Here is a 25,392-nt window from a genome sequence, read left to right as displayed (position 1 = left end):
TGCAGGCTCAGCGGGCGGCGCTTTGCAGGCGCAGCAGGATGAGTTGCACCGCGTCCCGGCGCATGGATTCGCGCAGCACCCGCTCCTGTTCCGAGCGCCCCAGCACCCCGGCGGGATCAAAGAGATAATCCCGGGTGAGGGTCAGGGTTTGGGTGGGGATCTCGAACTCCGAACCCAGGCCCTCCACCTGGAAGCCGATGGTGAGATAAACCTCGTATTCACTCACCCGCGCATCTCCACCCACCGACAGCGTGCGGCGCCCCGTATCCATTCGGGTGATGCGCAACAGCGCATCGGCCTCGTCCCGCTCCACCACCCGGACGCCGTTGGCCCGCAGGGACTGGGCCAGGTCCCGCGCCAGTGCATCTTGCTCACTGATGCCGGAGATGGCCGTCCGGGCCATCTCCGGCGGCAGTTCCCCCGCCCCACGCAACTGAAATCCGCAGGCGACGAGGGTGAGACACACCAGCACCACCCCGATCCAGGCCAGGCTGCGACCGCCGCCCGCAGGCAGGTTGGCCCGCGGGGCCCGGTGAGCCATGGGGATCACTTGGCCACCACGTTGACCAGCTTGCCGGGCACGACGATCACCTTGGCCACGGACTTGCCCTCTGTGTGACGCTGCACGTTGTCATCAGCCAGGGCCATCTGCTCGATGGCGGCCCGATCAGCCCCCGTGGGCACGCGGATATGGCTGCGCAGTTTGCCGTTGACCTGCACCACCAGTTCCTGGGTGTCACTCTGCAGGGCGGACTCATCCACCTGCGGCCAGGCGCAGCCCACCACGGCCTGCTCGTGGCCCAGTTCACGCCAGAGGCGATGGGCCACGTGGGGGATGATGGGCGAGAGCATGAGCACCACCGATTCCAGCACCTCCTGGGTCAGGGCGCGATCCTGATCGGTGCCCCCTTCCAGACGCCCCAGGTCGTTCATCAGCTCCATGCAGGCGGCGATGGCGGTGTTGAAGGTGTAACGGCGACCCACATCATCGCTCACCTTGCCAATGGTCTGGTGCAGCTTGCGGCGCAGATCCGCCTGGGCATCGTTCAGGCTGGCGGGATCCAGGGCCGGGGCCGCGCCCTGGCTGACGTGATCATGCACCTGCTTCCACAGCCGCTTGATGAAGCGGAAGGCACCCTCCACGCCGGAATCCGACCATTCCAGAGACAGCTCCGGGGGGGCGGCAAACATCATGAACAGACGCACGGTGTCGGCGCCGTAGCGCTGGATCAGCTCCTGGGGGTCCACGGTATTGCCCTTGGACTTGGACATCTTGGCGCCGTCCTTGAGCACCATGCCCTGGGTGAGCAGATGGGTGAAAGGCTCATCCCCCGGGACCAGGCCCTCGTCGCGCATCAGCTTGTGGAAGAAGCGGGCGTACAGCAGGTGCAGTACGGCATGCTCGATACCCCCCACATACTGATTGACGGGCAACCAGTGCCCGGCACGCTCATCCATCATGGCGTCATGGTTGTCCGGGCAGGTATAGCGGGCGTAATACCAGGAGGACTCGAAGAAGGTATCGAAGGTGTCCGTTTCCCGCTCGGCCTCGCCGCCGCATTCCGGGCAGGTGGTCTTGTAGAATTCCGGCATCTTCTTGATGGGTGACCCGGTGCCATCGAACGCCACGTCCTCGGGCAGCACCACCGGCAACTGTGACTCGGGCACCGGCACGGCACCGCAACTGGGGCAGTTGATGATGGGGATGGGGCAACCCCAGTAACGCTGCCGTGATACGCCCCAGTCCCGCAAACGGTAATTCACCTGGCGGGTACCCAGTTCCCGGGACTCCAGATAACCGGCGATGGCCTCGAAGGCCTGGGGGAAGTCCAGCCCATCGAACTCGCCGGAGGCCATCAGTACCCCCTTGTCTGTGAAGGCCTCCTGCGCCAGGTCCACGCTTGCCGTCTCGTCCGCCGGACGAATGACCTGGCGAATGGGCAGCCCGTGGGCGCGGGCGAACTCCCAGTCCCGCTGATCGTGGGCGGGCACGGACATGACGGCGCCGGTGCCGTATTCCATGAGCACGAAGTTGGCCACCCAGACGGGCACGGGCTCTCCGGTGATGGGGTGGCGTGCCTCGATCCCGGTGGCCACGCCCCGCTTCTCCAGGGTGGCCATGTCGGCCTCGGAGACACTGTTGTGCCGGCATTCCTCGATGAAGGCAGCCACTTCCGGGCGCGTTTCCGCGGCCTGCCGGGCCAGGGGGTGATCGGCAGCCACGGCCATGTAGGTCACACCCATGAGGGTGTCGGGGCGGGTGGTATAGATCCGCAGCGGTTCACCACCGTCCACCGGGAAGGCCACCTCCACGCCCTCGGAGCGACCGATCCAGTTGCGCTGCATGGTGCGCACCTGCTCCGGCCAGCCGGTCAGATTGTCCAGCCCATTGAGCAGTTCCTCGGCATAGTCGGTGATGCGCAGGAACCACTGGGGGATCTCGCGACGCTCCACCTTGGCGCCGGAGCGCCAGCCGCGGCCCTCGATGACCTGTTCGTTGGCCAGCACGGTCTGATCCACCGGGTCCCAGTTGACCACGGCGGTCTTCTTGTAGACCAGCCCCTTTTTGAACAGTCGGGTGAACAGCCATTGCTCCCAGCGGTAGTACTCGGGCGTACAGGTGGCCAGTTCCCGGGACCAATCATAGGCAAAACCCAGGCGCTGCAACTGGCCGCGCATGTAATCGATGTTCTCGTAGGTCCACTGGGCCGGGGGCACACCATGCTTCATGGCGGCGTTCTCGGCGGGCAGGCCGAAGGCGTCCCAGCCCATGGGCTGCAGCACATTGCGGCCCTGCATGCGCTGGTAACGGGCAATCACATCGCCGATGGTGTAGTTGCGCACGTGCCCCATGTGCAGCCGCCCACTGGGATAGGGAAACATGGATAGACAGTAGAAGGTTTCCCGGGACGGGTCCTCCTGGGCGCGAAAGCAATCCTGCTCGGCCCACCAGGCCTGCGCTTCAGTCTCGACGGTCTCGGGTTGATACTGTTCTTGCATGGTCACACCGGCTGGGATCTGGATACGGGTTCGCGGGACGCAACGGGGCATGCCCAGAGCGGCATGGGTCGGGCCCGGGACGTGCGGAAAGACCGAAAAGAATACCAGTGCGCGCGGCAGGGGAACAACTGATGGGGTCGTCAAGCCGTGACCCCCGAGACGATGGGCACGCATAGCTGTCCAACGGAAGAGTTGGTAGGCTCTGAGACTGCGGCGTCAGCGATTTCCACCAGGAGGGCACAACCATGGCCGAACAAGAGCAGCAAAAATCAGAACATCCGGTGAAGGACACTCTGGCCCATGCCTACGACACCATGCTGGAGCGGGTGAAGCATGCCGTGGAAACGGCTGAGGAGCGGGCTGCGCCCAGTCTGGAGCAGGCCATTCAGCATGCCCGCAAGCGGGCGGTGGACCTGGGGGAGATCACTCGGGAAGAGGCGCACGAGGTGGCCGATTACATCCGCCGGGACCTGCACGACATGGGCGACTACCTGACCGAGTCCAGTCGCGACTACCAGACATGGTTCCGCATGGACCTGCAACTGATCGAGGCCCGGCTGCTGGACCTGCTGGGCTCCATTGCCGATCGCACCCGGGTGGAACTGGCAGAACTGGAGGCCCAGGCCCGGGTGGTGGGCGTCTGGCATACCGGTGAAGTGGCTGGCCCGGGTGTGCTCCGCTGCGACAAGTGCGGCAAGGAGCTGCACTTCACCGAAAGCGGGCGCATCCCACCCTGCCCCCAATGCCGCGCCACCGAATTTCACCGCGTACGGGGCTGAAGCGACGGGTGGGGCAGCCAGGGCCGTCGCTCAGGTGGTGCGGCGGCGGGCCAGCAGCGGCAGGGCCACCACCATGGCAACAGCCCACAGGACCACCGGCCAGTTGCCCCAGATCACGTAGGGGGTGGCCCCATCCCGGGGTTGTGTGTGTGCGGTCAGCACATGGGTCTCGAACTGGGGTGACTGATCCCGTATGCGGCCCCGATGGTCGATGACCGCTGAAATACCCGTGTTGGTGGCCCGCAGCATTTCACGCCCCGTTTCCAGGCTGCGGGCCCGGGCGATCTCGAGATGCTGATGAGGGGCGATGGAATCGCCGAACCATGCGTCGTTGGTCACATTCACCAGCAACTGGGCCCGGGGCAGCGCGCGGATGATCTGCGAGCCAAAGGCATCCTCGTAGCAGATGGAGGGTCCCAGAATGACCCCCGCCGCCTCCAGGGTCCAGCCTCCGTGCCCACGGGACAGGTCCGCCATGGGCAGTTCGATGAAGTCGTCCAGCCACATGAGCAGGCCCCGCAACGGCAGATACTCACCAAAGGGCACCAGTTTGCGCTTGTGGTAGAACTCGGCCTCGCCTGCCCCATCCAGACGGGCAATGCTGTTGTACATGTTCCCGGTTTCCGGATCGTAGGTGAAGATGCCGGTGATCATCGTGCTGCCCTGGGCCCGCGCCGCCCGGGCCAGGGGGCCGAGAAATTCCGGCTCCAGTCGGCGGTGAAAGGTGGGTACCGCGGTCTCGGGCCAGACGATCAAATCGCTGCCAAAGGCCTCCTCCGTGAGTTGGGCGTACAGGGCCATGGACTGGGGCAGATGCTCCGGCAGCAGTTTCTCCTCCTGGGCGACGTTGCCCTGGAGCAGACTGGCGGTGAGGGGCTGGCCGGTGGGACGCGTCCACTCCACCTGGGAGAGCAGCGCACCGCCCAGCCACAGGGCCAGGATGACACCGCCGGCCCACAGTGCTGCCCGTTGCCCGCGAATCAGTCCCCAGGCCAGGCAGCCGGCCATCACCGCCACCAGCGCACTCACTCCAAAGACACCCACCACCGGCACGTAGCCAGCCAGTTGGGTGTCCAGATGGGCCGTCCCCAGCAGCAGCCAGGGGAAGCCGGTGAGGAACCAGCCCCGCCACCATTCAAACAGCACCCACAGGGCCGGCATCAGCAGGATCAATGCCCAGGGCCCGGGCATCCGCACGCGCAAACGCGCCACCAGGTAGCCCATGAAGGCCGGGAACAGGGCCAGGGCCAGCACGAAACCCGCCGTGATCAGGGCCGCCAGGGGCGCGATGGCCGCCCCGAACAGGTGCAGGCTGTGATACACCCAGTAGACGCCCGCACCAAACAGGCCCACCCCAAAGGCATAGCCCCGCCAGGCGGCCTGGCGCGGGCTGGCACCCACCCAGAGGATGAAGAGGATGGCGGGGGCCAGAATGCTCAGGGCACGCACTTCAAAAGGTGCGAAGGCAAGCACCTGCAGCACACCGGCCAGGGCGGCCACCAGGGCCGCCAGGCGCGGGTGTTGCTCAATGCGCCGCGGCAGAGAGAGGTCCGAAACGGATGCAGTCATGGGAGGGAGGGGTCTTTAACGTCAGCGGGACCGCGGTCAGGAGGCGTTTTCGGATTCAACTGCGGGCATGTCCCGGTAGCTGAGCTCCAACAGATGAACACGGCGGTTATCGGCGCGCAGCACGCGCACGTGGAAACGATCGAATACCAGCTCCTCGCCCCGCTTGGGTACATGCCCGAATCGATGGACGATGAAACCGCCGATGGTGTCGAAGGCCTCGTCGCTGTACTGGGTGTTGAAATAGGCGTTGAACTCCTCGATGGGAGTGAGTGCCTTGACGGTGAAGCGGCCATTGGTATGACGCAGGATATGGGTAAGAAAATCGTCGATATCGTGCTCGTCATCGATCTCGCCGACGATCTGTTCCAGCACATCCTCGATGGTGACCAGTCCGGCCACGCCACCATACTCGTCCACGACGATGGCCATGTGGTTGCGGCTGTTCCGAAACTCCTTGAGCAGGATATTCAGCCGCTTGGCCTCTGGGACGAACACGGCGGGGCGCAGGATGTCCTGCATGTCGAAACCCTCCGCCCCCTCCGGGGTGAAATAACGCAGCATGTCCTTGGCCAGCAAAATGCCCACCACTTCATCCCGGTCATCACCGATCACGGGAAAGCGGGAATGGGCCGATTCCGCCAAAAAGGGCACGATTTCATCAAGCCGGGCATCCCGGTTCACCACATCCATCTGTGCCCGCGGGATCATGATATCCCGCACCTGCATGTCGGCCACCTGCATCACGCCCTCAAGCATCCCCAGGGCATCCGGATCGATGATCTGGCGCTGGTGGGCATTGCGCAGCAGTTCCACCAACTGGCTACGATCCCGGGGCTCCGAGGAGAGGGCGAGGCTGAAGCGCTCCACCCAGCTGCGGGTCCCGGGGTGACTAGATCGATCAGTGTTCATGAGGGTGTCGTTTCAGAGGGGTTGTCAGGGAGGGAATAGGGGTCGTCATAACCGCATTCTGCCATCAGCAATGTTTCAATCGTTTCCATCTCGTGTGCATCGGCCTCGTCCAGATGGTCGTAACCGCGCAGATGCAGGACGCCGTGGATCACCATGTGAGCCCAGTGACTGCGGGACGCCTTGCCCTGCTCCCGGGCCTCGCGGGCCACCACAGGGGCGCAGATCACCAGATCGCCCAGATGATCCACCGGAATGCCCTCCGGCGCCTCGAAGGGGAAGGACAGCACATTGGTGGGGCCCCGCTTGCCACGATAGGCGCCATTGAGCTGGGCGCTCTCATGCTCGTCCACAACCCGGATGACCACGGAACCCGGGGCGCCCTGGCGTGCCAGATCCACCCAACGGCTCAGGGACACGGGGGCGGGGATGCCCCGGCGAGGCACCGCATACTGGACCTGGGTCCGAGAGTCCATGGTCAGGCACCCTGGCCGCCGGCATCTCCGGCGTCATAGGCCTCGACAATACGCTGCACCAGGGGATGGCGCACCACGTCCCGGGCGGTGAAGAAGGTGAAGCTGACGCCCTTCACATCCTTGAGGATCTCCACCCCATGGCGCAGACCCGACTGCCGGGGATGGGGAAGGTCCGTCTGCGTCACGTCCCCGTTGACCACGGCGGTGGAGCCAAAGCCGATGCGGGTGAGGAACATCTTCATCTGTTCCGGTGTGGTGTTCTGGGCTTCATCCAGGATCACGAAGGCATCATTGAGCGTGCGCCCGCGCATATAGGCCAGCGGGGCCACCTCGATGACGCTGCGTTCCTGAAGTTTGGCCACCTTCTCGAATCCCAGCATCTCGTAAAGCGCGTCGTACATGGGACGCAGATAGGGGTCGATCTTCTGGGCCAGATCCCCCGGCAGGAATCCCAGGCGTTCACCCGCCTCCACCGCCGGGCGCACCAGCACCAGGCGACGCACCCGGTCCGTCTCCAGAGCCTCGCAGGCAGCGGCCACGGCCAGATAGGTCTTGCCGGTCCCCGCAGGACCCACGCCAAAATTGAGATCGTGGGTGCGGATGTTGCGCAGATAACGCATCTGATGGGCACCGCGCCCCCGGATCACGCCGCGGCGCAGGCGCAGGACGGGCTCATCCTCGTCGGCGGCACTGTCCCGGCGCTCCATGAGCAGGTCCACCTGAGACTCCTGCAGGTGCAGGTGCACCCGCTCGGGCGTCAGGGCCTCGCCCGCAGTGATGCGATATAGATCACGAATCACCTCGGCACCGGCCTGGGCAGGCTCCGTGTCACCAATGATATTGAAGCGGGCGCCCCGGTTATTGATTTCCACCCCCAGGCGCTTTTCCAGCAATCGAAGGTGTTCATCAAACTGGCCACAGAGATTGGCCAGGCGCAGGTTGTCAGCGGGCTCCAGCGACAACTCCACAGAGGAGGGTCGGGCCGCGGATTTGGGGTCGGCAGGTTGATCTGTCAAGGTCGGGTCAGGCCACTGGACGTGTTGCGTGTCTTGAAAAGTATAGCTGGATCAGGCGCCGTTCGCCGCCACGGGCGTCGGTCGTGGGTGTGCGGGATCACGCACGAGTTCACCGCGCAGGGAGTTGCTCATGACCTGGGTGATGCGCACGGGGACAAAACGCCCCAACAGCTCCGGGCCACCGGGGAAGTTGACCATGCGGTGATTGACGGTGCGACCGGCCATGCAGGCCGGATCCTTGCGGGACGGGCCCTCCACCAGCACGGTTTCCACCGAACCCACCATGGCCTCGCTGATGGCCCGCGCCGATGCGTTGATGCGATCCTGCAGGCGTTGCAGGCGCGCCTTCTTCACCTCCAGGGGTACGGAGTCCTCCAGATTGGCAGCCGGCGTGCCCGGGCGAGGGCTGTAGATGAAACTGAAGGACTGATCGAACCCCAGGTCCTCAATCAGTCGCATGGTGGCCTCGAAGTCGGTGTCGGTCTCACCCGGAAAGCCCACGATGAAATCCGAGGACAGGGACAGGTCCGGGCGGGCTTCCCGCAGCCGCCGGATGCGGGACTTGTATTCCAGGGCTGTGTGGCCGCGCTTCATGGCCGCCAGGATGTGATCCGAACCACTCTGCACCGGCAGATGCAGGTGGCTGGCCAGCTCGGGCACATCGGCAAAGGCCTGGATGAGGCTGTCGGAGAACTCCACCGGGTGGGAGGTGGTGAAGCGGATGCGGTCGATGCCGTCCACCGCCGCCACATAGTGGATCAGCAGGGCCAGGTCGGCGATCTCGCCATCATGCATGGGGCCGCGGTAGGCATTCACGTTCTGCCCCAGCAGATTCACCTCCCGCACCCCCTGGGCGGCCAGCTGCGCCACCTCGGCCAGCACATCATCGAAAGGCCGGCTGATCTCCTCGCCGCGGGTGAAGGGCACGACGCAGTAGGTGCAGTACTTGCTGCACCCCTCCATCACCGAGACAAAGGCCGTGGGGCCCTCGGCCCGGGGTTCGGGCAGGCGGTCGAACTTCTCGATCTCGGGGAAGGAGACATCCACCACCGGCTGTTTCTCCCGGCGGGCGCGATCCAGCATTTCGGGAAGACGATGCAAGGTCTGGGGGCCGAATACCAGGTCCACGAAGGGCGCCCGCTCGCGCAGCACCTCCCCTTCCTGACTGGCCACGCAGCCCCCCACGCCGATCAGCACGCCCGGGCGGCTGTCCTTGAGCTGGCGCCAGCGGCCCAGCAGCGAAAAGACCTTTTCCTGGGCCTTCTCGCGGATGGAGCAGGTATTGAGCAGCAACAGATCAGCCGAGGCGGGATCGTCCGTCAACTCCGCCCCATGGGAAGCCCGCAGCACGTCCACCATCTTGCCCGAGTCATACTCGTTCATCTGGCAGCCGTGGGTCTGGATATGGATCTTGAGAGTCATGGGAAGATTTTAACCGTGATCCGGCTGAATGTCGCGGGCCGATGGGGCCCGGCCGTGTGCCGCCTGTTGTGGGAGCGCCCCCCGGCCGCGAATGCGGGTGGCACAGGCCAAAAGCCCGGCATCACCGCCATTCGCGGGCAAGCCGGCTCCCACGGTGCCCCCACCAACACAGTGCCCCTTCATCAGGGGCACTCAAATCTGCGGGGGCATCATCCTGGAACAGGCATCCCGTTTCAGAAGGCCCGCCAAAACGCCAGCTGCGGGGCAGCCCGGCATGAGGGACCGCCCGGTAGCGGTGGGGACAGATCGACCCTTGTGGGAGCGGGCCTGCCCGCGAATCGCTGCGTTAGCAGCGCTTGGGGGATTGGGGCCGCCGCTTTCGCGGGCAGGCCCGCTCCCACAGGGGGCATGTCAGGTCCTATTTAAAAGGGAACCATACACCTAAGAGGTAATAAGGAAGCGTTTTTCCGTTATTTTTTATACACTTACACGCCCTTTGATGCCATTTTGTCCACTTTTTTGTCCATAATTAAGGGAGCCACTCTTGGCTCGGTGGAAAAACTTTACAAACCACCCAACGACAACTCGGGGGCGGGCAGTGTCTCAAGCAGCGTTGAAGCGACCGCTACTCTGACCAACTCACTTCCCGTTTCAGGCCGCAAAGCAGAGGGCATTACATGCGCATACGACCATGCTTCCATGCGAAAACTCGAGGCAAGCTTTCCCTCTACCAGAACAAATCTGTCAGACCGCGCCACTCCTACGTCTCGCCTTCATCATCGAATGATAGATGTTCATTGTCAATAACTCTAAGAATCCCAAGACGACCCTTTACGTCACGCATTTCCATATACAATTCGTCTATCTCACCTTCGACATACGGCAAATGAACGTCATTAACCAATGCGTGTATATAGCTGGCCACCATTGTTGGATCAAGATCTAGCGCGTCCACTTCTTGGAAGATGGCCCGATGCACCCCCTTCGCTTTTTCGCTCATAAGGAACAATAACAGCTCCTTTTTCTTGATGTCTTCATCCAAGAAATCCAAACGCTCTCCATAGAAAACCTTCATTGCTTTAGAATCGGAGCGAATCTCATACGTAAAAATATTCAGTTCTCTGGCACGGTCCTTCACTACCCTAAAGACCTCATCACATATCTTTTTTACAACCGTTCCAAAAAATCTACGAATTTTGTCGGAATTTGGTATTAGGGAGAACTCATCACCGATATCCATTTGGATATTCCCGTGCTTACATATAAATCGGAGCAATAATTTTCGCTCTTCATCGATTTCGGGAATGTTACTTATTGAGTACCGTCCATAACGATGCGTTTTGTAAAATCGGGAGAGCACCGACAGGAACTCACGATGCACATTAGCAAGCTCCAACTTTCGCCTGCTATTAATCCGATCCGCGAGCTCGATTGTATTGTGAGAAATTAGACTCCGCTCTAATTGCTCCAAACTCACCTGCTCTTCATGCTCAACAAGTATAATTGCAACCTTCAGTAATCTCTCGATTCCTACAGACAAATTGTAGAGAACCTCAAAACAATCAACAGGGTGATTAAGCGAAGGCAACCCGTGCAACGCCCTAACACCGTTATAGACGAAAGTACCGGCAGCATCCAATTCCATGCCCAACGCAAAATTCTTCCACCAATCTACGGACTTCATCTCGAGCTCCGGCAAGTCAGATATGCAGTCACAAACCACGCCAAATATTAAACTCCCACCCCAAGCTCTGTTATCTACTTAACACCAACACTCAACCACAGAGACGATCCACTACACTCGGAAGTAACGCCCCATGTGAACCGGGTTAATTAAACCACTCCACTAATGCCAACCCCATCTCAACCTATCATAAAGTGCCGCAAGCTTGCGAAAACTGCTTGCATAGCTTGATACGCCATGATCAAACTTTTCTTCGTTTTCAATTAGAAACTGACGGAGCAAGTCGAGATCAATATCACGTAACTCCAAGAACGGAATATATGCAGCAGCAGTCTCAGGCGTACACTCTTCAAGAATTTGGCACATATCCATGTGCTTGTAATTTCTAGAATACGACCCAGCATATGAGCTAGATTTCAACTTCTTTAAGCCTTGACACACAACCTTATCCAAATCAAAGCCGGACTCTCTATATCCTTGTTCGTCCACAATTGAGTTGTTGTCAAATCTGGTGTACAACGATCAGGCGGCCTTCCTGTCTGACTGATCAATTACTTGCTGCCCGTCCTGGAACTTGACGTTGTTGACGACCAGTTCCAGCCTCCGGAAATGCTTGATGCGTCTACAGCGCTTCTGGGCGCTCTGAAGCAGCTTGAATACCATCGCCAGGGTCGCCGCCCGGGATCCACAGTTCCGGCTGCGTATGGTCCGCAGGCGAACCGTGGAGAAGGTCGATTCAACCGGGTTGGTGGTGCGGATGTGCACCCAATGGTCCGCCGGGTAATCGTAAAACGCCAGCAGTTCATCCCGGTCCTTGTTCAGGCATGCCATCGCCTTGGGGTACTTGGCCTCGAAGCGCTTCAGGGTGCGATCAAAGGCCTTGTGAGCCCCTTCTCGGGTCTGCGCCATCCAGATTTCCTGGAGGTCAGACTTGACCTTGGGCTGAACCGACTTGGGCAGCTTGTTGAGCACATTCGCCGTCTTGTGAACCTTATACCGACATCGGCATAAGGTTCATTAATTTACTATAACCTCCCTGAGTAGGACGGCTTCACGGGGAACATTCCTATGTTCTCCGCGTATTTCGGTAGGACTGTTAGCGATATTCTCCACGACACCCATCCCGTCAACCACGCTTCCGAACACAGTGTAGCCCCACCCTCTACGAGTTTCCGAAGTAAAGTCTAAGAAACTATTATTACTAATATTAATAAAGAACTGCGAAGTACCCGAATGAGGATCAGGAGAGCGTGCCAATGCGATTGTCCCCACCGTATTGCTAAGGCCGTTATTTGCCTCACTACGAACTCCTTCACGGGTGGCCTTCTCCTGCATCTGAGGGGTAAACCCGCCACCTTGAATCATAAAACCAGGAATCACCCTATGGAAGATCGTGTTATCATAAAAGCCTTCGCGAGCATAGGTTTTGAAATTCGCAACTGTCTTTGGGGCTTTCGCGGAATAGAGTTCAATAACAATATCTCCTTTACTTGTCACAAGTGTAGCTCTTGAGATTGCACCATTATCAAGGGCCGACCCTGCGAGATTGTTACCACATGAATTGAGGTGCCCCCTAGCGAATACATCTCCTAAATTAGCTCCGCTGTAATGCCTATAGGTTTCATCCATAAATGTGACTATTACTGACTTAACGGCTGCACAAGTAATTGATGTGTTGTACCAAACATTCCGCCAATATTTGCCCGAGGCCGTATAGCCACGATAGTGTGGGCCAGTCGACCTAACCTGGGCATCACTTCGTCCATCTACTGTAGATGAAACCGCATCATGTACAGCATTGTACGGAGTAACAACAAAATTGACGTACTTGATCGGTGAATCACTGACCGAAATAAAGTCAATATGAAGGTCCACGCCACCAGCGGTGTTAGGCTTAGAAGTTCTTATACCTGTTATCACCAACGGAGAACCCCGTCGCTCCGCCTCTTCCATTTCGGCCTTATATGGTGGGGATAGACTTTGCGGGACGCCTACCTCACTCATCGAACACCCGGCCACTAACGGCAGTAACAACACAAGCATGAAAGCTAATGAAATTGCGACACGATGGTCCATACACCCTCTCCCTTAACCTAATGACATATATTGACTCAATTTCGCTTACGAGTCTTGCGAAATACCAATTCAAGCGGCTCTTCACCTAGGCCGGGTGGCCACGTATTTATCCATATTTTCGCGCAGATTCCCCTAATGAACGAAAGCATGCTGAGCCATGTAAGAATGACGCTCATTAACCTGCTCTGCAACAAGACGCCCCGAATAGCCTCCGGTATTTCCTTTACAAGAACAGCGTTTTCGCTCCCAAAATATGTCATTGCATGCTGGTACGCCTCCCAGTAATCATAGGTTCCAGTAAGTGTGTAAAGGCGATGATCAGCTACCACATTATGCTTGCTTGATTGAAGCTCGATGAAGCCCTTCGACAATTCCTCAAGGTCGAACCGGCCCTCAAGATCTCTATATGATTTGAGAATCGCGAGGCAACGAGCCCAGTTGTGGCTGGGCACTTCAGAGACATGCGCCATTTGTTAGGCCAGGAGATCCAGGCTGCCCTCCAGGTACCTGGATCAAATGAGCTCATGCTCCCGTTGCCGAAAGTAGTTTTGCACAGCTAACCACGCTGCCAATGCGGCGGCAAGGAGCGCCAAACAGGCTTGAGTATATTACTACCTCCATCGAGCGTCCCTAGCTAAAGCCTCATGCCGGGATTTATGGCGTCTTTCGAGTCGTGATGCAGCGAACACTACGCCTGGTAAGCGCGGTTGGTTAGGCCTTTTTCGATGCATCTAACGAACCTGACTTGGCGAGCATATTCTGTAGACACTGCATTTCTAAATGAATTCTAGGGATATAAGCTAAAGTAACAATCGCTGTGAGAATTGCAGTATATATTAAGTATTGAGCAACTTCACCTCCGACCAGCACGCTACCCACAAACCACGCAAGAAACGGGGCCAAAATTCCATTATCAACTCTAACATAGTAGAAGGAATTTAGGTTGCTAATTTTATCCAAATAGTATTTTTTCTGTTCAGCTCTATCAGAAAAATCAATATATTCAGGATAATCACTAAATGCGCTCCAGAAACGCCCAACCACGCAATTTTTGAAGAGCACAGAGAATTGATGGATTAAAACTCCGACCGGAAGAGCCGCCACGACTCCGGCCAATATCTTTACGTTTTCTGCTTCACCATATAGAGTTTTCACTAGATCAGGAAATCCCTCAGTCCGCCCACCAACTCCGAAAACAACCAGCCAGAGCATGAATGTCAGTCCAGAAATCTGAAACCTGAGAAACTGCTTCAATTCCCCCCCTCCTCCCAAGATGTTGATAAAAACGCCTCTAACGCGGAGGCTCATGCGCGCAGGAAGCAAGCGTCTCTTTCAGCCTCTTGATGTGCACAGCCACTTCCGCCACATGCCGATCAGGCCAATATTTTTCTAGTCATGGGGTCACCTTTACGCCCTAACAGCACATTAGAACCCATATTCGTTTCCCAGGCTGGAAAAGTCTTACTTATATGCGACATCACTAAATCCGTTTCAACCATCACCCGCCCCATGCGCAAACTCGCCATCAAGATGAGTTTGCCATACTACTATCGTTGCATCGGAAGGCTTCGCTTGAAGGTTTCGTAATCTACCCAGCATGTAATTACGATATACACACTGCTGTTTTCTTTGGCTGCAGCATCAATAACCTACGACTCGCCATGGCTATCGGTGTCCATGCCTCACACTCGATACTGATCATCTCATGAAACGGAGGCTAGCGCACTTGGCGTATTATTTCACGGATTGACACCCCCATGGAAATCCAGCCGAATCGCCACCGCCTTCAGCAGATAACATCAGGAGAGCCACACGCATATGATGCTGTTTTACTGTATCGGAGTGGCTGTTATTCCTGCGTTGTCGTGTGACACTTGGCGAGAGACGGGGGCTACACCCCGCCAGCGGGACGAGACTGCCTCTAAAAAACTCAACTAACCCTTGAGCTTGAGAACCCATAAAAGTCGAATTCTGATGTTAGCACCTAACGCATTCAATTGACACGAACGATATGGCGCGGCCACGACGAGTAGGCTTACGAGGCTGGACAGGAGCCATGCGGGCTCATGGGTACTGGGCTCGGCCGCTCAATGCGCCTGATGCGGATAAGGCAGTTGGAGACCTCCAAGAAGCACGCGCGGCTTTTGAGGGCATCAGTACCATTACCGCCCAGGCGATTGTGGATTGGCTTTCCCGCTGACCTACTGTGTTGGGCTGGCAGCGTTATCGAGCTGCCATGCGCCAAGCTGAACATTCACGTCAACAGCTAACGAAAATCGCTCTTAGTCGGGGGTCGGCCTCCCGGTTACGCTCCTTGGCCAAGGCGCAAGCCCTTACACTTGATCAAACCGTCAGCCGATTACTCGATGCGGTCAAGCGATGAGACAGGCTCCACTTGCCCAGCCACTCACTGCATTTCCTTCTCAACACCCCATTCATTGTAGTCTTACTTCTCGTCCTTTTGCATGGATTCGTGAGCGTTGAATATCTTGGCTCAACCAAGTGCGATATCACCTCACGCGAAGGCTATGCCGTGCCTAACCTCAATAACGATAGCGCCACCAGACAATAAGGTACGACAATAGTCCTGCGAGTAACGCTCATACTTGAAAAGACACTTGACATGATAATCAACGTATATCCCACTCATGAACCCATCCGTCATACTCTTCCCCTCCTTTCTCAAGACGCACTCGATATCGCACCAATTGATGACTCGCTGTTAGTTGCGCCTCATATGTATCGACGATACTCGCTTTTGTACCCGATGGAATCCAGATTATGATCCAATCGTCACCCCAATTCTCAGGCGAGAGTGACAGCCCGATCTTCCCACGGTCATTATGCAACGTTACATCACTTCCACTATCATTAACGGAATCACCCCTTGAAAAATAGCCTTCAGCAACTTCTAGACGCAACTCGACCTCCCTTGATGACCCTGCATTCGCCCAATTCCCACCGGGGGCGTATGTCGCTTTGCCCACAGTAAAGGACACCATGTGATTATCCCCCTCCTGGTATGCGAAGATCACCACCGCATCTGCATTCATCTCTTCGTAAAGCTCGACGGCAGCTTCCTCCAACGCCTGCTCCACCTCCACCCTCGAAAGGCCTGGCTTAACGAATATGCGTTGAGAAAACCGCTCTACTCCAGCATAACTACGATCTGACACCTCGGCTGCTGCCCAATAGTTCCGACTGGTCTCACCTCCCCCAGATGCTGCTAAAGTCATGGGAAATAGCGACAGGCACCCAAACAAAAAAACGCCAGTACGCCTACTAAGCTTCAAACAAGAAATATGCCTCATGTCCTTACCTCTTTCTCTTTCACGGCCCCTCACGCAGGCAAGCGACGACACGGTAAGCTAAGCGCTAGGCAAATCAAGGTTAACGCTTAGTTCCATCATCACGCTCCCGATCAATCATAGGTAGGGGCTCATTCAATTGGTGCTCTTTAAGCCCATACTTATATGCATTATATTGCCAGATAACAAACTGCTGCTTATACAGCCTATTTTCTTCTTTCAATTGATCCCGCTCACGCTCTAGCTTAGATACCCGATCAGCCGCTATCTTCAAGCTCCCAAAGCGCGGCCTCCTAGGCCCGTCTTCTCTCAACCCTTTCTTTACGACCTTATATGCGGTTGTTATCTCATCATGGGCATTCAGAGATTGCCTTGTGGGCCTCTTACCCACCAATGGCTCTGCCGCCTCACAAATCGCATCCCACGTTAGCTTTTTATCCGTCCATCCATGAATGAGGCTAATAATAGCCTCTATATCCCGACTACTTAAGTGTTTTGCCAAATCCACCTCCTAGTGCTCTCATTACATCTTGCAGCATGGCGGCCTCCTCGCATTGAACCTCATTCACATCCTTTGATTTCTTCTCGGCCACCCGCCGAAATTGAGTAAAATCATTACCTCTTAACTTTATTTGCGCACCATCTTCTATGCTTGGGCTCTCCAGTATTGAGACCAACTCCCGAAGTCGAGCAACTGTCTTCTGGTGATATTGATACCAGCGGTCTGCACCCATATCCCCTTGCTCCACCGCATCTTTTGCGCGACTGTAAAGGTCCTCTACTCTCTCAAGACGTGCCTTAATACGCGTGAGATTTTCAGTATTCCCCTTCACACAAACCTGCTCCGTACAGTTCAAACAATCCCGATACTTCTCACATGGGCTCATCGTATAGTCATGCACACAATAGCCAAACTCCGTCACATGTACTGCGGCACGTTCCAAAGTATTGAATTCCTGGGTAGTAACCGGAAGATGTTTTAATACCTCTCCGGCTGGGCCAAATAGCTCCTTTGAAACATCCATACATTCTGCCATTCCGACCAATTCGTACTCAGTCATGTGATTGTATGTACGATTTTGTCTAACGTCAGCCCGCCCAGACCATTTCGCAATCTCTAGATTCGATAGGCCTCCTCGCTGTGCGATCGTGTTCAGTAGGTGCCTTGCTTGATGGGACCGAAGCTTAAGCCGGCTACCATCTTCATCCTTGTAGCCATAGCGATCAAAAATGCTACGATGCCCATCGGTTCCCAAAGATTCTCGAGGAGACAGATCATTATTGAAAAAGTTATTTGTCGGCTTATGAAGCTCGAACGACAGGCAACACTTTCCTGTAGCAAGCTGATTTTTGTTCAGTGCAAAGAGGGCTTCGCTGTACTTAATGCCCCTCTTTTTATCAAACCAAGGAAAATCCAATGGCAATCTTTCCATGATATGCATCCATAGCCCCCTCAAGGTATGAGCGCCATCCTCACATGAGAGCCCTCGTCTATATAGTAAGGCCTTCGCCGCATTAACGTCACCATTAACAGCCCCCAGCGCCAAAGCCGTTTCCGCCATTGTTAATCGTTCATCATCAGTCTTATTTGGACATCCAGGGTGGCGATAGAAATCTGTTGGATTTTCTTCTATCCACTTCGCAAGTCGACGCGCGTTCTCGGAGAGACGGGTCATCCGACTAACTGCTTCCTTAGCAATTGGCACCATAGTAGTCGGAATCCATTTGATATCACCATCGAATCCTTTCCCGGAGAAAAAACGCCAGCCGTATCGTTCGACTCCATCTCGGTCACACTCGATGACCTCACAATCCACAGGAAGAGATAAGAGCTCTGTTATGCGTGACGGCGCAGACATCAGCATCGCAAATGTTGACGTCGTAAAGATATCTCGGGGATGACTTGGGTTGGTTGCAAATATTTCCGCCAAAGCATTCAATGCGATATTGTTTGGTAATTTTTTTTCACGTTCGGCCCTACCCGCACTCCCGGTCTTGTTCTTGTCGTCAGGACGCTTAATCGGCGACCTCCAACCCTTGACTGACGGACGAACCAACCGGTGATCATTGACAAAATCGGCTAGCCGCTCAATTTCCCGACCACAATGATAGGCTGCACCCGCAGAGTAATGCCGCTTGGCAAGCATGGCCGCCTCATCAAGTACAGCAAATGAGAGTTTATTAATATCGGCAGTTCCGGTTACCTGCAGCAACGCGGCTTCGATCGCCCTTAATGCCTTCGATTCGTTCTTCGTTCCCGTCGGCTTTTGCCCTTGCTGATATCTAAAATAAGCTTTCGCAAAATCGCTAAACCCGGAGTCCATTAACTGATGATTCTGAGGCTTGCGCGTGGTAACCCCCAGCTTTGCGAATACTGTCACGTTTGGCCACACGGGTGAACTCCAATCGAGGTCCACGCCAAACACTGTTAGATCGTTACGACATGTCCAGATAAATGAACTCAGGTTTTCTCCAGCGGACAGTTCTGCTTTTGGTTTGAACTGAAGCACCTTAGTCATAATCAGCCATCCCACTTTTAGCCAGTTCCTCGCGTCGCTGCTCGCAGCGCTGAATCACCTCAGCAACCGCAATGATGCTCCGATCCAGAACTGCTGCCACCTGCATGTCCCCAGTTACGTCTATTAGCCGTTCGCGCTCACTAATCAGGTGTTGATAGACTTCGTTATGAGGCGCGTCCATCCAGGGCTGAAAATGCATGCATGTATAGCATGGTACTGGCACATTCGCACCACAAAAGCCAAGCTCGCCGCATGTCCCTATTCCGTGGCCTGCCTCAGTACGGACTCTGCTGGCTGGGTCGCTTCCACGTTTTGCCTCCCTTTCAGAGTCGACGAGCACGCCAGCGAAGGCCTGAGCCAGTGGAGCTAGCTGGTAGCCTATGGCCTCGTCAAGACGCTTAACATGCTCGGGTATATTCTTAACGTAGACTCCGGCATTTTGAGTATCTGAATGGTCAAGGAGCTCCGCAATCACGAGCTCACCGAATCCTTCCCGCGCTGCACGTGTGCCGGTTGTATACCGAAACCGCCGTGCGTTGATTCGGAGCGGCTCGCCCGTACGCTCTGACACAACATCTCCTGCCTCAGCGACGAACTGCAGCACGTCAGTTATCTCTGCTGCTGCAATGTGAAGCTTGTCGGTTCCAAGCAGTTCGCGTAGCTCTTTTGGGGAAGTCACTAACTTCATGGCCGCAAGATCCGGAAATAATGGTATCTGTTTGCGGTCCACCTCCTGGAGATCAAAGCCGAGCAGAGCTTTCGTTTGTTCTATGGAATTTCTCGCTTGCGCCGACAGGATTGCCCAGAGATCCTCAGTCACCGCAAAGGCCTTGAAGCCCGCACGAAACCCATCCCCCTGTTTACCTCGTGGGATGTTTAGCAGATAGCTCCGCTCATCTTTGGCGTTTTTGCCCTCCACAATGTCCACGATCTTTAGATGTGAAATTTGACCTGGGCGACGTCCGGTGTTGCTCACCACCAAGCTCATCGCTAGCTCCGAAAGGGATATCAAGTTACGCTCGAATGCGCATACTGCACCCTCATTGAATGCCTGTAGCTCGATATCTGTTAAGGCGCCGCTACTGGGGTCCTTCCGTTTGATGGCGTCGCCTTTCCGATTACCTCGCAACCTCCAGCCGTCCAAGAGTCGTATTAGGTCGTTACTAACTCCGGGAAAGCCCATCTTATACCAGCGCCTTAGAAATCCGCGAATAACTCCGAGGTACCATTCATTTTCGGAATTAAGGGAAGATCGATAATTTATTAAAACTTTATCGTTAAGTTCCGACGCTCCCGTGGATCGAAGCATATGGTAAAAACGCATGAAATTGTTTTCCGCATGTGCAGCAGAAAGGCTGGAGGCGTAATGAGCAAGTGTCTTGAGAAAGCCTAGCCGGGCATTCTCCTCAAGAAGGTCAGCGACCAAACGCACATGAATGGACACGTTCTTACTCAAGACCCATTTATCGTCTAGCAGCATAAACGTGTACCCGTCGGCTCTCGCGTGAATACGATGACTTCCTATAGAAGACACCACAGGCAAACTATTACTTTTCATCGGCCAATCCCCGGGGGACACGAACACCACTCGTTTTCTGCATATCCAATGCGGCTTCGTGTGCCTTTTGCTCAGCAAACCTACGATTATAGAGAGATGCCGTATTTGAACCCTCTTTCCAGCCCATCAAAAACGATCTTACCTGCTCTTGGCGTTCAGGAGACATTGGCGAATCCATCTCGTCCATTTTTTCCGAAAACTTCCGGTTCCATGTATGTCGGAACATATGGCCCGACATCTCGTATAATTGAGGAGATACCGATCGAACCACTGCTATAACCTTGTAGTAGGCAGCCTTTGATATTGGTGCCCCCTGAGTAGGTCCCTCCTTGTGTGTAATAATGAGGTAGTCATTGCTTTTAGCATGAGGAACTTTGCGGCGTTCATTCACAATATAATCATGAAGCTCCTTAGCTAACACATCACCCAAGGGTAATACTCGGCCTAGCGTTTTCGTATTTGGCTCTCTTGTTCTGGCATCACCAGTCTCGTCGGCTCTACGCACGACTTTGAGCTGATTGGCACTAAAATCAATGTCGCGTATGCGCAGATTCAGCAACTCCCCACCTCGGATCCCTAGATGAAATAACAAGAGGACGATTAATCGGTTTCTCTTTTGCACTGAGACAGTGAATGGGTTGAGCTCGGCTCCTGGCCGCATTACTTCAAACAAAAGATCTATCTGTTCATCGGTTAGCGATTTTCCCAAGCCGTTGCGATTTCTATTTTTACGGCTAGGGCGTCGTTCTTTTATTTGATTACAGATCGAACTAATCTGCTCTGCGTAATCTTTCGGAGGGTTCTCCAATAGATGCCTAGCGAGCCACTGTATGTAGTTGGCAGTTGCCGTAAGTCTCGCGTAATGAGTACTGCTCCCGACTGGGTCGGTCGATTCCTCTAACTCTTCAAGCATGAACAGCGAATTATCGAGCACATCAGTTGAAACCTTGAGCGCCTTTCTTTGCGTGAAGTGATAGAGGTCTTCTAGCTCGAAGTCCCTGAGCAACATCCCAGTGGATATACGCTCATCCAGGTTTATGCCTCGACGAATCAGGTAGCGATGAAATACCGCTAAGTGTGCCGCTTCGGCTTCGATTGTCGCAAATGCAACGCTTCGATTACGGAGCTGGGTCAGTAGATATAGATTGGGATAGTACAAGGGCAGGCAAGTAGCCTGCTCCTTGAGCAGGCAATAGCGTTCACCACTGTCCATGACGAATCTAGTTACTTGATAACATATCGTCATGACCGCTCCTCAAACTTGACAAAAAGTCAAGGTACACTTATGCGGACAATTACGCAAGCGAAATTTTTACGGATTTTGAGGAAAGAAAAAGAAAAGGCCCTGTACAACAGGGCCTTATGTTAGATTATTTACAGATTATGACTCAGGTAAATCCTAGAAGGGTATATCGTCATCAAAATCACTGGGCCCGGGGCGCGAGCCGGACGATTGACCCGAGGACTGCCCCCCGGATGATCCGGGACCGCCCTGGTCACGGGGTGGGCTCTGGTCCCACTGGCCGCCGCTGGAATCGAAGCCACTGGAGCTACCGCCTCCACTGCCACCCCGGCCACCGAGCATCTGCATCTCGTTGGCCACGATCTCGGTGCTGTAACGATCCTGACCGTCCTGGGTCTGCCATTTGCGCGTTTGCAAGCGGCCCTCCACATACACCTGGGAGCCCTTGCGCAGGTACTCCCCGGCGATCTCCGCCAGACGACCGAAGAACACCACCCGGTGCCACTCGGTGCGATCCTGCATCTCGCCGCTCTGCTTGTCCTTCCAGCGATCCGTGGTGGCGATGCTCACATTGGCCACCGCCGAGCCACTGGGCATGTATTTCACTTCCGGGTCATTCCCCAGGTTGCCCACCAGGATGACTTTATTGATACCTCTTGCCATGTTCGCTCCTAACGCCTCATTGGGTCCATTTCAAATCGATTCGAATCATTCCCTGATGCCCGGATCATCCGTGATGCCGGACGCACTCCCCGACCCACGGATCCCCTGTGCCGGGACGGCTTGGGGGGCGGGGATCATGTTACATTAGTCGTTTGCCTGCAATCTGTCACTGGGGTGGATCCACTCCTTCCGCCCCCTCGAAGCGATCACTCCATGGAACAGATCATCATCCGCGGCGCCCGGACCCACAATCTTCAGAGTGTGGACCTGGTGCTTCCCCGAGACCGTCTCATCGTCATCACCGGCGTGTCCGGATCGGGCAAGTCCTCGCTCGCCTTCGACACCCTGTTCGCCGAGGGGCAGCGACGCTATGTGGAGTCCCTGTCGGCCTATGCGCGGCAGTTCCTGTCCATGATGGAAAAGCCGGATGTGGACCACATCGAGGGGCTCTCCCCGGCCATTTCCATCGAACAGAAGACAACCTCCCACAACCCGCGTTCCACCGTGGGCACCATCACCGAGATCTACGACTACCTGCGCCTGCTGTTCGCCCGGGCCGGCACGCCCCGTTGCCCGGAGCATGGCACCACCCTGGAGGCACAGACGGTGAGTCAGATGGTGGATCAGATCCTGGCGCTCCCGGAAGGCGACAAACTGATGCTGCTGGCCCCGGTGGTGCAGGAACGCAAGGGCGAACACCTGAACGTGCTGGAAGGCTTGCGGGCCCAGGGCTATCTGCGGGCCCGGATTGATGGAGAACTCATCGAACTGGACGACCCGCCCAGCCTGGAGCCACGGCGCAAGCACACCATCGAAGTGGTGGTGGATCGGTTCCGGGTAAGAGAAGACATCGGCCTGCGCCTGGCCGAGTCCCTGGAAACCGCCCTGAACCTCTCCGAGGGCCTGGCCCTGGTGGCCTGGCTGGACGACCCGAAACGCGCACCGCTGGTGTTCTCCTCCCAGTTCGCCTGCGCCCATTGCGGCTATGCCATCCAGGAGATGGAGCCGCGCATGTTCTCCTTCAACAACCCGGTGGGCGCCTGCCCCACCTGCGATGGGCTGGGCGTGCAGCAGTTCTTCGACCCGGAGCGCGTGGTGGCTCATCCGGAACTGAGTCTGGCCGGCGGCGCCGTGCGCGGCTGGGACCGGCGCAACGCCTACTACTTCCAGCTCATCCAGTCCCTGGCGGCCCATTACGGCTTTGACATTGAAACCCCGTTCGAGGAACTGCCCGACGAAGTCCGCCAGGTGGTGCTCCACGGCAGCGGCCGGGAAAAGATCCATTTCGAGTACGCCAACGAACGGGGCCGCCGCTCCCGATCCGAACATGCATTCGAGGGCATCATCCCCAATCTGCAGCGCCGCTACCGGGAAACCGATTCCAGCGCCGTTCGGGAGGAACTGGCCAAGTACCGGTCCATGCATCCTTGTCCCGCCTGCCAGGGCACCCGCTTGAACCAGGCCGCACGCAACGTCTTCGTGGACGACCGCACCCTCCCCCAGATCACCGCGCTTCCCATCGGCGATGCCCACAGTTTCTTCACGGAACTGTCCCTGCCAGGCAAGCAGGGACAGATCGCCGACAAGATCGTCAAGGAGATCGTGGCGCGCTTGAACTTCCTGGTGAACGTGGGCCTGGACTACCTCACCCTGGACCGCTCCGCCGACACCCTCTCTGGAGGCGAGGCCCAGCGCATCCGCCTGGCCTCGCAGATCGGTGCTGGTCTGGTGGGCGTGATGTACATCCTGGACGAACCGTCCATCGGACTGCACCAACGGGATAACGAAAGATTGCTCAACACCCTCACCTACCTGCGGGACCTGGGCAACACCGTCCTGGTGGTGGAACACGACGAGGACGCCATCCGGCGCGCCGACCACGTGGTGGACATGGGTCCGGGCGCCGGACGCCACGGAGGCCGCGTGGTGGCCCAGGGCACACCCGCACAGGTGAGCCAGACAGAACAGTCCCTCACGGGTCAGTATCTGAGCGGGCGCCGACGCATTGAAGTCCCGACCCAAAGACACCCGGTGGACCCGGAGCGCCTGCTGCGCATCATCGGCGCCCGGGGCAACAACCTGCGAAACGTGGACATGGACGTCCCGGTAGGCCTGCTCACCTGCGTTACCGGGGTATCCGGCTCCGGGAAATCCACCCTGATCAACGACACCCTGTATCGGCTCATGGCCTTGCGGATCAACAAGGCGGGCGAACAACCGGCGCCCTACGAGCGCGTGGAGGGGGCGGAATACCTGGACAAGGTGGTGGACATCGACCAAAGCCCCATCGGTCGCACCCCGCGCTCCAACCCGGCCACCTATACCGGCCTGTTCACCCCCATTCGCGAACTCTTCGCCGGCACCCAGGAGGCCCGTTCCCGCGGCTACGCACCCGGCCGGTTTTCATTCAACGTCCGCGGTGGACGCTGCGAGGCCTGCCAGGGAGACGGCGTCATCAAGGTGGAAATGCACTTCCTGCCCGACGTCTACGTGCCCTGCGACATCTGCCGGGGCAAGCGCTACAACCGCGAAACCCTGGATGTGCGCTACAAGGGCAAGAACATCCACGAAGTGCTGGAGATGACCGTGGAGGAGGCCGTGGACTTCTTTGAAGCCGTCCCGGTGGTCAAACGCAAGCTGGACACACTGATGGACGTGGGGCTCTCCTACGTCCAACTGGGACAGAACGCCACCACCCTATCAGGTGGCGAGGCCCAACGGGTGAAACTGGCCCGGGAGCTCTCCAAACGGGACACCGGCCGCACCCTGTACATTCTGGACGAACCCACCACCGGCCTGCACTTCGAGGACGTGGATCAACTGCTCAAGGTACTGCATCGCCTTCGGGATCACGGCAACACTGTGGTGGTCATCGAGCACAATCTGGACGTGATCAAGACCGCCGACTGGCTCATCGACCTGGGCCCTGAAGGCGGCTCCGGCGGCGGCGAGATCATTGCCACGGGGACGCCGGAGGCGGTCGCTGCAGTGCCTGTGTCGCATACGGGCAGATTCCTGGCACCGATGCTAGGCATGAGCGATTCGCCAGCGGTTTCCTCCACCGGGGGTTAGCGGCCGTCCCAGTCGCTCCCGCGCAGCGCCCCCAGGCTTTGGGCATCCCCGAACGCCGGGCAAAAAAAACCCCGACCGGGTGACCGATCGGGGTTTTCACA

General features: G+C 57.0%; 17 protein-coding genes and 1 pseudogene. 2 read left to right on the top strand and 16 right to left on the bottom strand.

The window, feature by feature from the left end; genetic code table 11:
• Positions 1 to 7: 7 nt before the first annotated feature.
• On the bottom strand, positions 8 to 541 hold the full coding sequence (locus tag LPW30_RS13095) for an LPS-assembly lipoprotein LptE (protein ID WP_239681087.1): 534 nt from the start codon (positions 539 to 541) through the stop codon (positions 8 to 10).
• 5 nt (positions 542 to 546) lie between these two features.
• The gene (gene leuS, locus LPW30_RS13090) at positions 547 to 3,000 is read right to left on the bottom strand and encodes a leucine--tRNA ligase (protein WP_239681086.1); all 2,454 of its coding nucleotides are present in this window, start codon (positions 2,998 to 3,000) and stop codon (positions 547 to 549) included.
• Positions 3,001 to 3,245: 245 nt separating this feature from the next.
• On the opposite strand from leuS, the gene LPW30_RS13085 reads away from it, so the two are divergent.
• The gene (locus LPW30_RS13085; protein WP_238624055.1) at positions 3,246 to 3,779 is read left to right on the top strand and encodes a zinc ribbon-containing protein; all 534 of its coding nucleotides are present in this window, start codon (positions 3,246 to 3,248) and stop codon (positions 3,777 to 3,779) included.
• A 30-nt stretch (positions 3,780 to 3,809) separates the two neighbouring features.
• Here LPW30_RS13085 and lnt read toward each other — a convergent pair whose 3' ends face one another.
• The 14 genes and pseudogenes from lnt to ssb all read right to left on the bottom strand — a co-directional run bounded on the left by lnt (position 3,810) and on the right by ssb (position 22,219).
• Positions 3,810 to 5,348 carry an apolipoprotein N-acyltransferase gene (gene lnt / locus LPW30_RS13080; RefSeq protein ID WP_239681085.1) on the bottom strand — a complete coding sequence of 513 codons (1,539 nt, stop codon included), beginning with the start codon at positions 5,346 to 5,348 and terminating at the stop codon, positions 3,810 to 3,812.
• 36 nt (positions 5,349 to 5,384) lie between these two features.
• Entirely contained in the window at positions 5,385 to 6,257 is an 873-nt protein-coding gene (locus LPW30_RS13075) for an HlyC/CorC family transporter (RefSeq protein ID WP_025282180.1), read from the bottom strand.
• On the bottom strand, positions 6,254 to 6,730 hold the full coding sequence (ybeY, locus tag LPW30_RS13070) for an rRNA maturation RNase YbeY (protein ID WP_025282181.1): 477 nt from the start codon (positions 6,728 to 6,730) through the stop codon (positions 6,254 to 6,256). Before ybeY ends, LPW30_RS13075 begins: the two co-directional genes overlap by 4 nt.
• Positions 6,731 to 6,732: 2 nt before the next feature.
• On the bottom strand, positions 6,733 to 7,746 hold the full coding sequence (locus LPW30_RS13065; protein ID WP_025282182.1) for a PhoH family protein: 1,014 nt from the start codon (positions 7,744 to 7,746) through the stop codon (positions 6,733 to 6,735).
• A gap of 51 nt (positions 7,747 to 7,797) precedes the next feature.
• Complete coding sequence (gene miaB, locus LPW30_RS13060; protein WP_239681084.1) at positions 7,798 to 9,168, bottom strand: tRNA (N6-isopentenyl adenosine(37)-C2)-methylthiotransferase MiaB; 1,371 nt, start codon at positions 9,166 to 9,168, stop codon at positions 7,798 to 7,800.
• A gap of 760 nt (positions 9,169 to 9,928) precedes the next feature.
• Positions 9,929 to 10,852, bottom strand: coding sequence for a hypothetical protein (locus LPW30_RS13055; RefSeq protein ID WP_239681083.1), 924 nt, complete (start codon positions 10,850 to 10,852; stop codon positions 9,929 to 9,931).
• 522 nt (positions 10,853 to 11,374) lie between these two features.
• Positions 11,375 to 11,842: pseudogene (locus LPW30_RS13050) on the bottom strand (transposase); the annotation flags it as partial.
• Between the two features lie 27 nt (positions 11,843 to 11,869).
• A complete protein-coding gene (locus LPW30_RS16240; RefSeq protein ID WP_476588336.1) occupies positions 11,870 to 12,928 on the bottom strand; it encodes a peptidylprolyl isomerase in 1,059 nt (352 codons plus the stop codon).
• 711 nt (positions 12,929 to 13,639) lie between these two features.
• Positions 13,640 to 14,182 carry a hypothetical protein gene (locus LPW30_RS13040; protein WP_239681082.1) on the bottom strand — a complete coding sequence of 181 codons (543 nt, stop codon included), beginning with the start codon at positions 14,180 to 14,182 and terminating at the stop codon, positions 13,640 to 13,642.
• A gap of 1,376 nt (positions 14,183 to 15,558) precedes the next feature.
• A complete protein-coding gene (locus LPW30_RS13035) occupies positions 15,559 to 16,026 on the bottom strand; it encodes a hypothetical protein (RefSeq protein ID WP_239681081.1) in 468 nt (155 codons plus the stop codon).
• A 692-nt stretch (positions 16,027 to 16,718) separates the two neighbouring features.
• Positions 16,719 to 18,755, bottom strand: coding sequence for a hypothetical protein (locus LPW30_RS13030; protein ID WP_239681080.1), 2,037 nt, complete (start codon positions 18,753 to 18,755; stop codon positions 16,719 to 16,721).
• On the bottom strand, positions 18,748 to 20,235 hold the full coding sequence (locus LPW30_RS13025) for a site-specific integrase (protein WP_274521689.1): 1,488 nt from the start codon (positions 20,233 to 20,235) through the stop codon (positions 18,748 to 18,750). The genes LPW30_RS13030 and LPW30_RS13025 overlap by 8 nt, the downstream gene beginning before the upstream one ends.
• A 67-nt stretch (positions 20,236 to 20,302) precedes the next feature.
• The gene (locus LPW30_RS13020) at positions 20,303 to 21,559 is read right to left on the bottom strand and encodes a tyrosine-type recombinase/integrase (protein ID WP_239681078.1); all 1,257 of its coding nucleotides are present in this window, start codon (positions 21,557 to 21,559) and stop codon (positions 20,303 to 20,305) included.
• A 153-nt stretch (positions 21,560 to 21,712) separates the two neighbouring features.
• Positions 21,713 to 22,219: a single-stranded DNA-binding protein gene (gene ssb / locus LPW30_RS13015; RefSeq protein ID WP_238624053.1), complete on the bottom strand. Its 507-nt coding sequence runs from the start codon at positions 22,217 to 22,219 to the stop codon at positions 21,713 to 21,715.
• Positions 22,220 to 22,432: 213 nt separating this feature from the next.
• On the opposite strand from ssb, the gene uvrA reads away from it, so the two are divergent.
• On the top strand, positions 22,433 to 25,291 hold the full coding sequence (gene uvrA / locus LPW30_RS13010) for an excinuclease ABC subunit UvrA (protein WP_026623674.1): 2,859 nt from the start codon (positions 22,433 to 22,435) through the stop codon (positions 25,289 to 25,291).
• The last annotated feature ends 101 nt before the right edge of the window (positions 25,292 to 25,392 follow it).

Origin of the sequence: Ectothiorhodospira variabilis (assembly GCF_022227625.1) — a bacterium.
Lineage (GTDB): Bacteria > Pseudomonadota > Gammaproteobacteria > Ectothiorhodospirales > Ectothiorhodospiraceae > Ectothiorhodospira > Ectothiorhodospira haloalkaliphila.
This window is presented reverse-complemented; position numbering and strand designations above follow the sequence as displayed.

Bases quoted from the DNA above. Each gene is read 5' to 3' on its own strand.
- LPW30_RS13095 (WP_239681087.1), bottom strand. From the start codon at position 541: ATGGCTCACCGGGCCCCGCGGGCCAACCTGCCTGCGGGCGGCGGTCGC.
- leuS (WP_239681086.1), bottom strand. From the start codon at position 3,000: ATGCAAGAACAGTATCAACCCGAGACCGTCGAGACTGAAGCGCAGGCC.
- LPW30_RS13085 (WP_238624055.1), top strand. From the start codon at position 3,246: ATGGCCGAACAAGAGCAGCAAAAATCAGAACATCCGGTGAAGGACACT.
- lnt (WP_239681085.1), bottom strand. From the start codon at position 5,348: ATGACTGCATCCGTTTCGGACCTCTCTCTGCCGCGGCGCATTGAGCAA.
- LPW30_RS13075 (WP_025282180.1), bottom strand. From the start codon at position 6,257: ATGAACACTGATCGATCTAGTCACCCCGGGACCCGCAGCTGGGTGGAG.
- ybeY (WP_025282181.1), bottom strand. From the start codon at position 6,730: ATGGACTCTCGGACCCAGGTCCAGTATGCGGTGCCTCGCCGGGGCATC.
- miaB (WP_239681084.1), bottom strand. From the start codon at position 9,168: ATGACTCTCAAGATCCATATCCAGACCCACGGCTGCCAGATGAACGAG.
- LPW30_RS13055 (WP_239681083.1), bottom strand. From the start codon at position 10,852: ATGAAGTCCGTAGATTGGTGGAAGAATTTTGCGTTGGGCATGGAATTG.
- LPW30_RS16240 (WP_476588336.1), bottom strand. From the start codon at position 12,928: ATGGACCATCGTGTCGCAATTTCATTAGCTTTCATGCTTGTGTTGTTA.
- LPW30_RS13030 (WP_239681080.1), bottom strand. From the start codon at position 18,755: ATGACTAAGGTGCTTCAGTTCAAACCAAAAGCAGAACTGTCCGCTGGA.
- LPW30_RS13025 (WP_274521689.1), bottom strand. From the start codon at position 20,235: ATGCTGCTAGACGATAAATGGGTCTTGAGTAAGAACGTGTCCATTCAT.
- LPW30_RS13020 (WP_239681078.1), bottom strand. From the start codon at position 21,559: ATGACGATATGTTATCAAGTAACTAGATTCGTCATGGACAGTGGTGAA.
- ssb (WP_238624053.1), bottom strand. From the start codon at position 22,219: ATGGCAAGAGGTATCAATAAAGTCATCCTGGTGGGCAACCTGGGGAAT.
- uvrA (WP_026623674.1), top strand. From the start codon at position 22,433: ATGGAACAGATCATCATCCGCGGCGCCCGGACCCACAATCTTCAGAGT.